General features: G+C 65.5%; 10 protein-coding genes. 5 read left to right on the top strand and 5 right to left on the bottom strand.

Annotated elements, in window-relative coordinates; all coding sequences use genetic code 11:
- Positions 1-29 precede the first annotated feature (29 nt).
- The gene (locus VT84_RS06060) at positions 30-1046 is read right to left on the bottom strand and encodes a DUF429 domain-containing protein (protein WP_082838861.1); all 1017 of its coding nucleotides are present in this window, start codon (positions 1044-1046) and stop codon (positions 30-32) included.
- Positions 1047-1259: 213 nt separating this feature from the next.
- Here VT84_RS06060 and VT84_RS06055 point away from each other — a divergent pair, with 213 nt between their 5' ends.
- Together VT84_RS06055 and VT84_RS06050 are read left to right on the top strand one after the other, a co-directional pair.
- Positions 1260-1679: a DUF429 domain-containing protein gene (locus VT84_RS06055; RefSeq protein ID WP_082838860.1), complete on the top strand. Its 420-nt coding sequence runs from the start codon at positions 1260-1262 to the stop codon at positions 1677-1679.
- A gap of 748 nt (positions 1680-2427) precedes the next feature.
- Positions 2428-2724 (top strand): twin-arginine translocase TatA/TatE family subunit, encoded by a 297-nt coding sequence (locus VT84_RS06050; RefSeq protein WP_052560752.1) that lies wholly within the window; start codon positions 2428-2430, stop codon positions 2722-2724.
- A 32-nt stretch (positions 2725-2756) separates the two neighbouring features.
- Here the strand turns inward: VT84_RS06050 and VT84_RS06045 are convergent, their stop codons facing one another.
- Positions 2757-3824, bottom strand: a complete 1068-nt coding sequence (locus tag VT84_RS06045) for a GAF domain-containing protein (RefSeq protein ID WP_052560751.1) — start codon at positions 3822-3824, stop codon at positions 2757-2759.
- A gap of 516 nt (positions 3825-4340) precedes the next feature.
- Positions 4341-6185, bottom strand: a complete 1845-nt coding sequence (locus VT84_RS06035; RefSeq protein WP_082838859.1) for a CotH kinase family protein — start codon at positions 6183-6185, stop codon at positions 4341-4343.
- 1416 nt (positions 6186-7601) lie between these two features.
- Here VT84_RS06035 and VT84_RS06025 point away from each other — a divergent pair.
- Positions 7602-8000 (top strand): hypothetical protein, encoded by a 399-nt coding sequence (locus tag VT84_RS06025; RefSeq protein WP_157469219.1) that lies wholly within the window; start codon positions 7602-7604, stop codon positions 7998-8000.
- A 49-nt stretch (positions 8001-8049) separates the two neighbouring features.
- Here the strand turns inward: VT84_RS06025 and VT84_RS06020 are convergent, their stop codons facing one another.
- A complete protein-coding gene (locus VT84_RS06020; RefSeq protein WP_082838857.1) occupies positions 8050-8883 on the bottom strand; it encodes a tRNA(His) guanylyltransferase Thg1 family protein in 834 nt (277 codons plus the stop codon).
- A 112-nt stretch (positions 8884-8995) separates the two neighbouring features.
- On the opposite strand from VT84_RS06020, the gene VT84_RS06015 reads away from it, so the two are divergent.
- Both VT84_RS06015 and VT84_RS06010 read left to right on the top strand, forming a co-directional pair.
- Positions 8996-10231, top strand: a complete 1236-nt coding sequence (locus VT84_RS06015) for a TIGR00300 family protein (protein WP_082838856.1) — start codon at positions 8996-8998, stop codon at positions 10229-10231.
- Between the two features lie 137 nt (positions 10232-10368).
- A complete protein-coding gene (locus tag VT84_RS06010) occupies positions 10369-12309 on the top strand; it encodes a multiheme c-type cytochrome (protein ID WP_157469217.1) in 1941 nt (646 codons plus the stop codon).
- 9 nt (positions 12310-12318) lie between these two features.
- On the opposite strand, the gene VT84_RS06005 is transcribed toward VT84_RS06010, so the two are convergent.
- Positions 12319-15378 (bottom strand): tetratricopeptide repeat protein, encoded by a 3060-nt coding sequence (locus VT84_RS06005; RefSeq protein WP_082838854.1) that lies wholly within the window; start codon positions 15376-15378, stop codon positions 12319-12321.
- Positions 15379-15540 lie beyond the last annotated feature (162 nt).

The raw sequence follows: 15540 nt of genomic DNA, 5'->3' as shown, positions 1-15540 counted from the left end.
ACACCCGAAGCCGTGAATCGTGCGACCGCTCAACGAGAACCGAATTCGGTGCGAAGATTTCCGCGCGGCTGCCGAGTTACGAACGGGTTTCTCTGCTGGGCCCCCGGTGCCTGCCCAGACGACGCAAAAGGAACCTGGTCCCGGCAGGCCGGCCTTACCGGGGTGTTAACCACCCTTTCCAGATGGGGCTTGGCACAAGTACATGTGCCCCTCGTACCGGTACCGGGGGTGCTTGGAGACCGCGCGGTGATCGGCCGTGGGCACCGCGTGGGCCGCGCCGACGGCCGCGATGACCGCGTCGAGCGCGTCCCGCCGGGGTTCCGCATGATGACCCGGCGGAACCGGTCGCCCACCCGAACGGCGCCTTCGAGCCACTCCAGGATCGCGTGCCGGGTCGCCCTTCGCACCCGGGTGAGTGGCCCGCCCTTGGGCTGCTTGTAGTTCTGATGCGGCACTCCCAGCAGTTTCAGGACCGAGCCCGGGCAGCACTCCACCACGACGCGTTTCGCCCGGGCGAGCTTGCGGTACTGGAACGGGAGCACCGCTGTGCACGCCGCCCGGCGGAGCGGGTTGACCACGTCGCGCATCCCGAAGAAGGTCTGATAAATGAGCCGGTAGTGAAACGTATCAAACGGGGTCCGGGCTTCGGTGTCGGACGCCCGGCGGATGTGCTTGCGCTGGAGCAATTCGGTCGCCCTCCGGACGCACTCCAACCCGCACCCGTACGCGTCGTCTTCCCACTCCGACAGGAAGGCGAACTGTTCTTCCCACGGCGTTCCCTTCGGGAACAGTTCCACGGGCAAGCCGAACGGGAAGTCGAACCCCCAGAGCGCCCGCTCGGACTCGAGAATCGAGCCGACCAGGTGCGCGAGGGCAGGGGCGCGTTCGGCGGTCCCGCAGATCGCGGAGAGAGGACGAAGGGACGTCAGGGCCAATCGGGGCGGGCGGGGGTGCGGCTCCAGTTCGGCCACCCAAATGAAGTCCCCGGCCTGCCGCGCGCCGCTAAAATCGACCCCGAAAAAGTGCTCGAGAACCGGAAGCTTCATGCAGTCATTATCCCGCGTTTCATAGGGTTCCGGCGAGGTCAGAAGTGGTTACGCACTTTTCGCAAAAAATCTACTAGGGCCGCATCTTTTCCCGCACGTTATCCTGCGCAAATCGTGCTTTTTTGTGCGGTCTAAGCGTTTCATGAGAGCCGCGGAATACTGGGATTTGCAGGTTTCTCTAGCGTTCTACAGCTCCTCCTGTTCCACTACCGCATGATTTACCAGACGTTCTTTGGGATGCGCGACGTGGTGCAGCATTTGGCCGCTACACCGGGAACGGCCGTACTGCCATTCCAGTATCGCAAGTTGCCGAAGGCGAAGCGCGTCGTGGTCGAGTGCTGTCCGTCGTCGGTCCTGAAGAAGAACAAGCTCCCGCACCAGAACTACAAGCAGCCCAAGGGCGGTCCGCTGCTCCGGCTCCGGCGCTTCACTCGACACGAGATCCTGGCGGACGCGGACAAGTGGGTGCGGATCAGTGACCGGCACCGGCGCGTGATTATGCGCAACCCCGGTGGGGACGCGCTGGACGCGGTCTTGGCGGCGGTCGGGGCGTTTCGCGGGTTCTGCGCGGCCGACCATGCGGTTCTGTCAACGCACCCCCGACTCACCCGTGAGGGGTGGATGTACGTGTGATGTTCGGCAGGCCGTTCCTCGGATCATCTTGGCGCGAGCATGCTTGTTGGATAGATATGGCAATCCTTCGACCCTAGGTGTGTGGGTTACAGGGCCTGATTCACCGGTGCCGGGGGCGCCCGCACGGACTCCGCGTGCCCACGCGCTCGGGTTCCGGCGCGGCAAGGCGCCGGCCACGGGTGGATGAACCCTGCGGGCCACTCCGATCCTGACCGCCCGCGACCGGTGGGCGGGGTTCCGGGCCCCCGGAACCGGGCAGTGAAGCGAATGGCCACGGTGGAAGTGATGCACGGGATCACCAACCTATCACCCGAGCGGACCGGTGCGCGAGCACTTCTGAATTGGGTCCGGTCACTGGCGCATCGAGAACCAGTTGCACTACGTGCGGGACGTGACCCGGCGCGAGGATCCGTGCCGGGTGCGCGGTGGCGCGGCCCACAGGTGCTAGCCGCGTTCCGTAACGCCGCGGTTCACCTGTTCGCCACCGTTCCCGCCAAGAGATGCGCCGAGGCCATCGGGTGGTTGCCCGTGTATCCCGAGCACGCACACGAGCTTATTGGCATCCCCCAGCGTGAATAACGGAATGCCCCTGCCCCACGGCCCTGGAAAATTCCCGCCACCGCTTGCCCCTTCGGGGGTTCGAGAGATATACTTATTGATGGTCTGCAGACCACACGCCAGCGGGGTTACCTTCAACCTCCTCTACAATCCAGTTCTGTCACATTACCACTCAACTGAGGAGGAAGTTATGTCCGCATCTTTATTCGCTGTGTTTGGTCTCGGCCCGCCTGAGATCCTGCTCCTATTGGTTCTCGGCGTTCTCCTGTTTGGCCGGAAATTGCCCGACATCGGCCGCTCGCTTGGCAAAACGGTTGTCGAGGTGAAAAAAGGGTTAAAGGGAATCGAAGACGAAGTCAGCGAACCAGGTGCCCAACGCGCAGCGATCGAACCCGAACCAATCAAAGCTCCAACCCGTGTGACTCCATCGAACACTCCAAAATTCGACGATTCACCCGCTCCGGCCAGCGTCCCGCCCAAACTTTGATTAGGGCTGTTTAGTTCGTTAATTCTGACAACTTAGCGAGTTTCGGTTATGCGCTCCCGGGAAAAGGACCGGGAGACCGGTATGGGAGCCGCGCCGTCGTTAACAGAGGTTTTGGCCGCGCTCCCGGACCCGCGTGATCGGTCGGGGCGCCACGCTCCCGGTGGTTCCGAACCTCGTGATCGTCGCCCCACTCGCGGGCATGCGTTCCCTGGAAGCCGTTGCCCAGTTCGCACGCGACCACAACAGCCACAGACCCTCGCGCTGGGGTTCCGGTCCGCCAAGCCCCGCGCGAGGCAACTCCCTCCGCCCTCCTGCCCCCATTCGGTATCGGGCGGTGAGGGCGCCGGCCGTGTTCGTTGTGGCAACAGTCCACGGGTGCTGGCCCCAAGTCGCAACGCTCTCACGCATCTCTTGCGCCGTGGCCAAAGTACCGAACTTCGCGGCAGTACGCCGAGAACGTTGTTGAAGTCGTGGGCGACGCCGGCGGCCGTCTCGATGAGTTCGCCCACCCGCCGCGACTCGGCTAACTGGGCCGCCTGCTCCTGCAAGCCCCCGCGCAAGTCTTCGGCTTCGGCGGCGCGGATCTTCAGCGCGAGCACATCGGCCATCGAACCGGCGAAGTCGCGCTGCTCGGTGGTCCACTCCCGCGGTGCCCCGATGTGCTCGTGGCACAGGACGCCAATCATCTCCCCGCCGACGTAGATCGGCGCGTCGAGCTTCGAGGTGATGCCCAGCGGGGCGAGATAAGCGTCGGCCAGCCGTGTTGTCCGGGGGTCCACTACGACGTTCTCGGCCGGAAGAGTTTTGCACCGGCCGAGGGCGGCCAGGTATTCCGGGAACTCGTCCACGCGCATGGTCGCGCCAGCCGAGTGGACGGTCTTCCCCCGCTCGAACAGATCGACGCACCGGAGGAGGCACCGTTCGTCGGCCAGCAGCCAGATCCCGACGCGCTCAACGTCGAGGACGTTCGCGGCCGCCTCGGTGACGCGCTCGAACACGGGACCGAGCGAGGCACCGTCCTTGATGCGCAGCTTCATCAGTGCCAGGCGGGCGTCGTCGGCCGGGCGGGACGGTTCAGTCGGGAGTGACGGTGCGGGCACGAGAAGCGCCTCGGAGTTTCCAACTCTGTGACCGAACTTGGAATTGATTTACGGGCCGGTCCCTGTACTCGTTTGCTTCGGGTGACGAACGAGTATGGGTGTGGGTGCGACGACAATCGGCGTAACGATCAGCAGAACAACTCATTCGTCACCGCGCTCGAGCGGAAAGTGGCCCGTGCTCGTTTGCTCTGATCGGCGAAGGACATCGTGTCGGCTCTCACGCCGACCTCGAAGGGGTCCGCGGAGCGCTCGTAATCGGGACACAGAGCGGATTTAGGGGCGTCAGCGCGCCTCGAACCGGATCTCACCCGGGCCGAGACGTGAACCCGTTGACCGCATACGCCCGCCTCGTGGTGAACGACCCGGAGCGCCCCGCGAACCATGAGTGTCTTCCCTTCACGCGACTTCCGAGAAAGGTGTACGTGGCCCGATTGGACCCGACCGACGAGCGGAGCACGGGCCGGGCACCCTTACGCCACGTCGAACGGGCTCGGCAGATCGTTCCGGCAACTGGTCCTATTTTTTGTCCTTCGGCGGCCCCGGCGGTGGGCCGAACTTCGGCGCCGGGAACACGGTCGTTAGCAGGTCCGAGAACGCTTCCTCGTCCAATCTCCCGCCCTTCTTCTTGTCGAATTCATCGAATGCCGCCTTTGCAGCACTGAGCATCTCCTCGGAAGTGAGTTTCTTATCCTTATCCGCATCCGCCCGGTCCATGATGGCCGTCGCCATGAAGGTGCCGAGGTTGAAGCCACCCGGCGGCGCGCCCTCGGGTGCGGGCGGGAGCGACTTGCCCAACCCAGCGGTGAGCGCCTTCAGGTCCACCTTGCCGTCCGGCCCCTTCTCACAGGCGTCCCACAACCGCTTCACCGATGCCAGTAACTCGTCCCGCGACACGAAGTCGTCCCCGTCCTTGTCCATCGCTTCCATCATCGGCGGGGCCAGCAACGCACCGAACTTCGGCGGCCCGCCGAACCCGAATCCCGCCGGGATGTGCCCCTTCGACGTGCCCGCGACCTGGGCCGCGACCGACGCGGTCCGCTTCTCGATGAAGCCCTTCAGCCCCGGCGGCTTCACGAACATGGTGACCGCGCCCGGGGCTTCCTTGCGTGCCGCGGCGGCCTTCTGGTCCCGCTCCAGTGGTGCCTTTACCGCCAACTCCGCCTCGACCAGTTCTTTGAGCAACCGCTCTTTCGAGAACGCGCTCCCGGAAAGCTCTTTGAGCAGCTTCTGGTACTGTTCGCGGACCTCGGGGATCGCGAGGAGCCGATCGGTCAACCGGTGCGTCCCGGGGTACGGGTGCGTCAGACTCAGGTTCATTTGCTGGCTGTTCGAGCCCAGCACCGGGAAGTTCGCGAACGCCCGGTCCAGGTCCCACGGGACCAGGTGCAGCTTGTTGGTCCGCGGGTTCAGGTACAGGCAGTAATTGTGTCCGAAGAACAGGCTGTCCCCGTTGGCCACGAACGCGGTGGCCGCCAGGAACCGCAGGTAGTTGTCCACGTCCAGGTACGAACCGATGTCCCTTTCGAACGTCGCGTCGTCGCCCTTGTGGACCAGTTTCGCGAACGCGATCACGCGCGCGGCCTCGCCCCTCGTCGGTTCCCGCTTCGGGGCGTACTGCGCCTTGTACTTGCTCCAGTCGTCGCCCCGGTCCTCGAACTCGCGCAGCCCCTCGGGCTTCATCAGTACCCCCTTGTCGTCCCCGAACCGGTCCTTCAGGAACGACTTGTCCACCTCCTCGACCAGCGTGTACACGCCCAACAGTTCCTTGTCGAACTTCCCCGGCACAGTGAGCCACACCTCGGCCAGAGCGGTCCGCGGGGCGGGCACCCCGGCGCCCCGGTAGATCGCGTACCCGAGCACCTCCCGGCACTTCGTCGGGTCGGTCACCTCGCAGTGCAGGTTGATCGACTTGGACCCGCCGAAGCGCCCGCTCCCGCCGGCCCGGTCGAGATCAATCTTGATCGACTTCTTGGCGGTCCGGGCCGCGTCCATGATGGTCCCGTTACCCTTGTACCGGATGCCCACCTTCTCGAACGTCTGATCCCCGATCGCCACCGAAGCGGTACCCCACGGCAGGTCCGTACCGAAATTGTTGCGGTGTACCTCCCGTTTCGAGTCGACCGGTTTGTCGGGAGCTTTGGGAGCCGGTTGGCCGAAGCCCGGGAACCCGCGGTTGCCGCGCGGCTCGATGGCGGCGTACTCCTCGGCCGATAGGGTGATATGGACCGGCCACAGTTTGCCGGGAGCGAAAACTTCGGACTTCTCCGCGGCTGAAAGCGAAGGGGTGCCGAACAGCCCCAATACCGTGAAAAGCACTGGCAACGACCGTTCTGCGGCCCGGCGTGCGGAACGAGCTGTCATCAGTAAACCCAGAATCGAGGGGATGTTCAGCCGACATGGAGAAACGGCTCGATCATCATACCCGAAAATTTCACGCAAGTTTCACACAAATTAAGACGGGATACCAGAGCGGTGGAATGAGGCGGTTTGTAACCGTCACCACGATGTGATTTTACTTCCGTGCCTTTCTGTCCCCAGTTACTCTCGCGTCTTTGGTACCACCCGGGTCCCTACCCTGGGGCACGCATGAGCACGAATAGGCCTTGCATTTCGTTTCAGCCGGTATTGACCGCAATCGTAATGGCGGCTCTTGTTGCCGCACACAGTGGGGTGTGGGAAGCGGTGTCGGCTGTGGGTAAGACAGCGGCAAAATCCTCTGCTCATCTCGCGAATATCGAACTCACACTTCCACCCGCCCGTGCACCCGAGTAAGCTGATCGCCACGTTTACTGACGAGTTGCAGCGCGCGGGCCGCAGCACTCGGCGAGGCTGTGCCCGCACTGGGTGGCTCCATGCGCACGGTATTTTGCATCTCTCTGTCCGTGTTCGCGGCGAGCGCACCTGCGTGCGAGTTCAGAGTGGTACACAGATCCGCTAAGAAAAGTGAGTCCCAGAGGATAACTCTGGAAGAGGCCCGGTCCCAAATGGTCTCACAAACGAGTGCAGGGGGAATGAATCGGGATGAGGTCAAGCAGCTGATGGGGCGACCGAGCCACACCCATGAATCGGACCCCCAAATCGGGTTCAATGACATCTGGATCTACGAAAATCAGAAAGTGATTTGGGACAAGACCGCCAACAGGTATTACTCGCGAGTTGACATCGTCTTCAACCGTTCCGAGAAGAGCAAGGTTCTCGGGATCGACGCGAGGTAGCGCGTCCGTTTGTCCCCGGAGCAATCCGGGGAAATGAATTTGTTTAAGGACGGGTAGCGGCGCCACGCGCCGTCATCTAGGCACTTCTCCTCGGCCCGCGGCACTGCGAGAACGGTCATTGAGGGCCTCGCGCCTACTCGCTACACCATCGTGCCCGGTCTCGCGCAACTCGGTGGGCGAAACGTCCGCACCCACCGCACGACCACCGCCGCCCAGACGCGGACGCCGGACCGGGGCCGCCCGGTACCCGCTACGAGAAGACGGCCCGCAACTTCCTCGCATTCGTTCAAGTGGCGTCCGTCATGGTCCGGCCCTGGCAATCTGTCAATCCGTCCACTAAATCTAGGAACCTGGACAGTTCTCACCTACGGGAAATCCTTCTTGGAGCTGTGCTCGCGCGCCTAATTTTTGCTGCGTGTTGCTTTCTGGAAAGGTGGAATATAGTTACTTTACCCATTCCGTTTCCCCTTGCGGTGAAAGCGGTTATAGTGATTAAAGAGGGCCGGAAGCCGTCGATTTGGTACAGGAGCGAGTACCGGGCCGATTGCTGGAGGTTCTGACCGTGCTTCGAGCCGTCATTGCGTTCGCCCCGGTCGCACTGATCGTCCTCTGTCCCCTCCCGAGTTCGGCCACACCTCCGACGGCATCGCTATCACGACAGCAGGCCGAGCAGCAAACAAAAGTCGGAGGGCGGCTCGCAGAACTGCGTACCGTCCGGGACTTGCTCTCCACATTCAAAATCGATCCAAAGCAGCTAAAACTGTTCGACGAGCCGCCGGACCGACTCGCAATCATCCGTGTTCATGCCACATCGAGTAATGGGAAGCAGCGCGTCACATTGTCCATCCGGCTCAAAAACGCAGACGATTTGGTCGTCGCGTACCGCAACCTGGACGTGAACAGGCTCTTGGACGCGGAAGTAAAGAGTGCGGCGATCGAATACGATGACGTAACGCCCTAACGGGTTCGCTCCCCATCAGAACGCGCCGGCCGCGTTTCAGCAATTTTTGTCACCTAGCACGGGGTTGAGCGACAACGGACTTCGGGCGCGGTACTTCGCCGTAGAAAAGCACTCCGACGCGGTTCTCCACCCGGGCGAGTGGCGGGAGGTCACACGGGCCGCATTCCGTGCGCGCCACGACCAGCGCGGGGTTGCTCCGGGCGGCGTGCTTCGCGGGCAGCACGGATAGCTCGGTCGCGGTGAACGGGCGCGAAACGGTCCGGCGCCGGAGGTAGGTGCCGCGTTTGAAGAACGTCGGATAATCGGACCAGTTCACGCCCTTCTTCCAAAGCAGCTCCTGCATCTCCGCGCCGCTCTTGGCGTGCAACTCTCGGTGATCGTAGTGTGCGTGGGCCGCCATCGCGATCGAGTTCTTGGTCGCGTCCAGTTCGCGCCACAAGAAGGTGTTCGCGGCCTCTTCCAGCGTCGGCACGTTCCATACGCGGCAATCGAAGACCGGCAGCCGGTCAGCGAATTCGCTGGGCAAAAACGCGGGCAATCTTCGATTGAAGTGAGCCGAGCACAGCGCCGCCAGCGTGGACGTCATCTTTTGAATGCGGCCGTCGAAGAAGACCTGCGTGTCGTATTCCCCCGGTACCCACGCGAGCGTGATCTCGTCCGACTGCGTGTAGCCCACCACCGCGTTCGTTTCGCGCACGAGGAACGTCGCGGTATCGATCATGAGATGGGAGAGGCGCTTATCGAACGGTCTCTCCAGCCCGCGCACGAACGAGTGGAACGCGCGCCCGTCGAGCCGCGCGAGCGCGGGCACCAGTGGCATCAGGCGCCGACCGGCCTCCGCGCCCTCGTACCGCTTCATCCGGTCGCCCAAGCTGTCGCTCATGGCCGTCTCGTATTCCCGCGCCGGTCCCGGTATCAAGGTATGAGGGGCGATGCGCGGACGGGTTCATCGCGCCGCCCGTAACGACGCCGCACGGGTCGAGGAGGTTCACGCCATGTCCGCACCGCACGTCGAACACGTCGAAATGACCGGCCACATCGTCGACTCGCTCCTTTTGCCGAAGGTGCTCGACGCGATCCTGTCACGCGGCGGGCGGTACCACATCGAGACGCTGAAGCTCGGCGAGCGCCAGGACGATCCCAGTTTCGTGCGCATCGAAGTGCGCGCGGACTCGCCGGACCAGCTCGACGCGATACTGGCAGAGGTCCACCCGCACGGCGCGGTGCCGGCGCAGTCGGAGGACTGCCGCACGCTCGCGGCCGATCTGGACGGCGCGTTCCCGGACGGGTTCTACTGCTCCACCAATTTCCGCACCCAGGTGAAACTGAACGGCGAATGGGTGGACGTGGAGGACCAAGAGATGGATTGCGGGATCGTGGTCGATCCCGAGGGCGGCGCGGCCCGGTGCCTCCCCATGACGGCCGTGAAGACCGGTGACCGCGTGCTCGTTGGGCGCCGAGGGACGCGCGTGTTCCCGCCCGAAGCCGAGATGCGCAAGCACGAACTGTTCGAGTTCATGGCCAGTCCCGTTTCGAGCGAGCGCCCGAAAGCCGTCAGCGTGCGCGAGATCGCCAGCGCGATGCGCAAGACGCGCGCCGCGGGCGACAAAGTGCTCGCGGTCCTCGGGCCGGCGGTCGTTCACACCGGCGGGGCCGAACTGGTCGCGAAGCTCGTGCGCGAGGGGTTCATTAACGTGCTGTTCGCGGGTAACGCGCTCGCCACTCACGACATGGAACAGGCGTTCTACGGCACGAGTCTCGGCGTCTCGCTCGACCGGGGATTGCCGACCGACGAGGGGCACGAGCACCACCTGCGCACGATCAACACGATCCGGCGAATGGGGGGCATCAAGAAAGCGGTCGAGGCCGGGCGCCTCAAGAGCGGCATCATGTACGAGTGCGCGACCCGGAACGTGCCGTTCGTGCTCGCGGGCAGCATCCGCGACGACGGCCCGCTGCCGGAAGTCGTTACCGACGCGCTCGCGGCCCAGGACGCGATGCGCAAGCTCATCCCGGGCGTGGGTTTCTGTCTGATGGTCGCCACGACGCTGCACTCGATCGCGGTGGGCAACCTGCTGCCCGCGTGGGTGAAGGTCGCGTGCGTGGACATCAGCCCGGCGACTGTCACGAAGCTCATGGACCGCGGGAGCACGCAGACCGTGGGGATCGTTTCCGACGCCGAGCCGTTCATCCGCGCGCTCGTGACCGAACTCGATAAGGGCGGGGCGTGAAAGGGTCGCGGCATCCAGCCTGGGCGTCCGCATGCGATCAGGGCCACAGGGGGCGCAACGCTTCCTTCTGTGGCCTCGAACGGCGGGTGCAGTGAGGTATATTAGCGGGCACGTGATCCACTCACCGGGCTTCGCCGATGCACCTCTCCCGTTCCGGTCGCCTGATATTCCTGGGGGCACTTGTGCTCCTCGGCTCCGCGGCGTTGGCGGCCTGGTATTTCACCCTCCCCACTCCGCCTCCCGTATCGACCGAACCCGAACCGCCTCAACCGGACCCACCAACACCCGATCCCCGCATCGTGTTCGATTCTCCGTACCGGAACGTGAAACCGGGGGTCGGTTACGTCGGCGACGCGGCGTGCGCGAAGTGCCACCAAGCCCTTACCAAGTCGTATCACGCGCACCCAATGGGCCGGTCCGCGGCGCTCGTATCCCAGGCAACGCCCATCGAAAAGTACGCCCCCTCTGGGCACACCGAGTTCACCTCCGGACCGTTCGCCCTCAGCATCGAAAAATCGCCCACAGAAGTGCGGCACCGGGTTCGCGTGTTGGAACCGACTCCGGTTCCCGTGAGTGATGTCATCATCCCGGCCGAAATCGCGATCGGCTCCGGCACTCGCGGGCGATCATACCTGAGCGTCGAGGGCGGGGCCGTCTGGCAAACGCCCGTGAGCTGGTTCGGGCCGGAAGACCGGTGGGACGTTTCGCCCGGATTTCACCTCGGAAGCATGGCCCGACGCGCGATCGTGCCCGAGTGCCTCTACTGTCACGTGGACCGGGTCGAGCCCGTGCCCGGGGCCGACAACCGCTACCGCGAACCACTGCTCCCCGTCCAGGCCGCGATCGGGTGCGAGCGGTGCCACGGACCGGGCGCGCTGCACGTCGCCGAGCGCACTGCGGGCGCAACCCCTCAAACAGACACGTCTATCGTGAACCCGCGGCACCTCGCGCCCGCGCTCCAATCCGCGATCTGCGAACAGTGCCACCTTCAGGGGGAAGAACGAGTACCCCGGCGGGGGCGTGATCTGTTCGAGTACCGGCCGGGGCTACCGTTCGAGCAGTTCGTCAGCGTGTACGTCCGGCACCCGGACCTCGCCGCGGCGAACCGCTCGGTCGGCCAGTTCGAGCAAATGGAGCAGAGCCGCTGTTTCACCGGGAGCCGCGGCGCGCTGTTGTGTACGAGCTGCCACGACCCGCACGCCGCCCCGGACGCCCCGACACGCGACGCGCACTACCGCCAGCGGTGCCTGAGCTGCCACAAATCACAGGGATGTACCCTGCCCGAACCGGACCGGCGGACGAAGAACGATAGTTGCGTCGCGTGCCACATGCCCAAGGCCGCGAGTGCCAACATCATCCACGCTAGCGTGACGAACCACCGCGTCCCGAGGACCGCCGCCCCCGGCCCCGCGCCCAAGGGTTTGCCCTTCGCGGAATCCCCGCTCGTGCGGTTCCGAAGCGGCCCGTTTTCCCCCACCGGTGACGAACGCGAGCGCGACCTCGGGCTCGCACTCGCCGGGTTCGCCAAGAAACGGCTGCCCCCCGAAATCACAACCCGTAGCGACTTGCGGTCACTCGCGACCGAGCGATTACGCGCCTCACTCGCTCGATGGCCGGGCGACGCGGACGCCTGGCGCGCGCTCGCGTCCACGCGCCCCGATCCGGCCGAAGCCGTCGAGAAGTTCCGCGCCGCGCGAAACGCACTCGCCCTGAACCCGGAAGCAGAAGCGGCTCTGGCCGGACTGGTCGAAGCCGCGACGGTAGCGGAGCGCTACGACGCGGCCCTCGAAGCGGCCGATACGCGCGTCCGAATCAACCCGACCGCGGTCGATCCGCTCCTCAGTCGCGCGATCGTACACCTCGCGCGCAACGATTGGGAGCGGGGCGAAGCGGATTGCCGCGCGGCGCTGCGCATCAACCCGCTGCACCCACAGGTGCGCACGTACCTCGGCGCCTGTTTGCACAAACGCGGCGACCCGGCTGCCGGTCAGCGCGAGCTTCAAACCGCACTCCGGTTCGAGCCGGACGTGCGAGTACAAGCGAACCTGCGCGAATGGTTCCGACAGGCCACGCGCTAGTTGCGGCTGTCAAGGCGCGCGAGCCGGCTTCGCCTCGGCGCTCTCGATCAGCGCCAGGCCCGCCCACGCTACCCACCGCCCGGGGAACTCCAGTTGACCGCCGGCCCAGCGCTCGGGCGAGTACGTGAGCGCCGCGCGGAAGGAATCCCGGGCGCGGTCGATCGTTCCCGCTTCCAGCGCAATTACCCCGCGGAGCACCGACATATCGGCCACCTGGCTCAGTTTCAGTCCGATCTGTGTCATCCGGGTCCGGAGGTCGAATTCGCTCAGCGCCCGCATCACGACCTGCGAGGTGAACGACGTGCTGGGTTGAGCGTCCAGGAGCGCCTTGCCGACCACACCAGCGACCTCGGTCCCGACCGGGGACGGCACGACGAGCAGGCTCCCCGGTTCGATGATCTCCCCCAGTTCGGTGTCCGCCGCCGCGTAGTCGCCCAGTGCAATGTGCGATTGCGCGCGGAGCCAGTGGTACGTGAAGCCCCCGAGCGAGCCCTCCAGTTCGGGCGTCGTCCACTCCAACACGTCCTCCGGCCGCCCCGTGCGCAACAGCAGGTTGAGTTCCAGTTCCATGCCCTGCGTGCCGAACGCCGAAACGTCGGACTTCAGGAGCAGGTCGCGGGCCGCACCCGCCAGCCCGCGCCGGTCGGCCATGATCGCCCGGTCGCCCACCGAGGAGCGGGCCGATTCGTTGGCAAACGCGCGCGTCTGTTCGTCCACTTCTTTGGTCAGCCGGTCGAGTTCGGCGAGAATTTCCGCGGCCCGCCGGTCCCCCTTTTTCGGCCCGCCGCGGCTCGCCGGAACGTCCCGGTACGCGCGCAGGTGGGCGGCGGCCAGGTCCAGGTACTTGATCGTCAGGTACAGTTGCCCGAGCGCGATGTGGGCCTCGGCCAGGTTCGGGTCCAGGGCAACCGCCCGGTTGAGGGCCGCACTCGCCTGGATCTGCCGGAGGCGCACGAGGTCCGGTACCCGCCCGGCCCAGCTCTGCTCCGACGTGATCCGCACGAGCGCGGCGTAAATCCGCCCCAGGGCAAAATAGGCGGTCGCGTCGTTCGGGTTCTCCGCGACCGCGCGCCGCGCGGCCCGCGCCGCCACGTACAGGATCCCGACGGGCGCTGACCCGCGGTCGTACTCGAACCGCTGCTCGAACCCGAGCGCCAGTTGCGCAACTTGTGGGGGCGGCGCGTTCCGCACGAGCGGGGGCCGGACGAACGCCCCGCGGATCGTCGCGTCGAGTGCCCCCGCGGGCGTACTCCACCCGCTCGCGGCCCCGACGAGGCCGCCCATCTGCCCGGGCACCCACACACTCAAGTGGCGCTGGGGGGCCGAACCGAGCATGGCCTCGGCCTTCTCGAGCAGCACCAGCGCCTCGTCCCGTCCGGCGGGGCGGGACGCGGGCGCCGGTTTCCAGAAAGCGTCCCACCAGCGCCGGCCCGCCGGTCGCGCGCCGGGCGCGCGATCCTCGTCGCCCGGGCGGAACGCGCGCCCGGTGAAGTCTACCCCCCGGCCCTCATACGGGTCCGCCCCGCGCCCCCGAGCGGGATCGCGCCAGCCGAACACGACGAGCCCCCCGGTCAGGTGCAGCACCGGCCACTCGTCCGGGTCGGCCAGGAGGCGTGCGCGTGCCTCGCGCGCCGAGCCGTCGGTTTCGGCCACGAACGCGACGACTCGCGACACCCCCAGTGCACGGAGTTGCTGGCGGGCCTTCTCGGGCACGTCGGTCTTCAACAATTCCTTCACCGCGTCCTCGTCGCGCAGTCCGCGGTCCTCGGGGCAGAACCAGGCGAGCATCGACGCAGTTTCCGAAGAGAGGTAAAGCGTTCGCGACTCCTGGGGCCACAAGTTGCTCGCGTGCGCCCGTCGGAGGAACGCGGCACCGTCCAATACGGCACTCGGTGGCTCCACCGCCCACCGGCGCGGCTCGAACGGCGGCGCCTGTAACCAGCCCGGCCAAGCGGCCACCAGGAACCCGACCGCCAGTGCGACCGTGAGGCCGCGGAGGGCGAACCGGACCCGCGGGCGCACCAGCGCCGGCGCCTCGCGCCCGGTAAAGTACGTGACGAAGTTCCAGGCCGTAACCGGGCCTGCAACAACCGCGAAAAACGGCACGAGCCGGACCTGGATACCGCTCACGAGCGCCAAGCCGATCCACGGCAGCACCCACGCCCAGTGCCACGCCTTGCGGTTTAACAGGAACGACACCAGCCCCAGCCCCAACAGGGGGAAATAAGACAATACCACGGGGCTTTCCCGGAAACTGGCGAAGAACTCTCGCGTAAACGGTGAGTTCACAGCTCCGCCCCCGCCTTCTTCGTGTAGCGCGGCCAGGGCGCGCTTGAGTTCGGCGGGCACCTGTAAGTTGTGTACGTGCGCGGGGCCGGCACACGCGGCCACGACCAGAACCGCGATTCTCGCAACCATCCGCCCCAACTCCGACCCGAACGCGCCCGAAGACCGTGCATCCAGCAGGCGCCCGAACTCGATCAGGGCGACGACACACAGTCCGATCACAACGTTCTGGTCGACGTTCCCCCACACCACGAACAACGCGACCAGGTACCAATCGGGACACCGCGCGCGCGGGCGGTCCGCGGGGCGCGGGGCGCGGAACAAGAGCCGAACCGCAACAGTCAAGAAAAACGCGGAGAACGTCGCGGGGTGGAGCAGCACCCGGCTCCCCAGCGCGAGTACGGCCAAACCCGAGATCGCCAACGGGAGCAACCGCCCCCCGCGTGCGCGACTCATTTGAAAGATCAGGAGCGCGATCGTCCCGGAAGCCAGGGCCTTTACGAGCACCAGCGCACCGCCGCCCGCGACCGAATACACCGCATAAACCACGAGGTCGTAGAGCCACGCGGGGCCGATCGTGCCCGGGCGCGAAACGAACTCGCGCCCGGCCACCAGGTGCCGCCAGATGTCGCCGTCCCGCCCGGGGAACGACGCCAACAGCACCCCGAAGAGGCCGATGAACGCCAGAGCGAATGGGAGCTTGGGCGCGGAGCGCGAACTGGCGACGGAGGGCCGCCCTTGTTCTTCCCCGCGGGGGGAAGAAACAGAGAGTTGGGAGAGCATGCCAGGACTATTTCCAATATATTAGATAAATAAATTAAAAACAATCGCTACGAAATAGAAACTAACAACCGGACCACACAATCGCCATCCCGAACATTGAACTCTTTTGAGCCGGAAGAACCAATTCCTACCTCCGAGGTAGCGCCGGGTGCAGGCCAAATA

It is taken from the genome of Gemmata sp. SH-PL17 (assembly GCF_001610855.1).
GTDB lineage: Bacteria > Planctomycetota > Planctomycetia > Gemmatales > Gemmataceae > Gemmata > Gemmata massiliana.
This window is presented reverse-complemented; position numbering and strand designations above follow the sequence as displayed.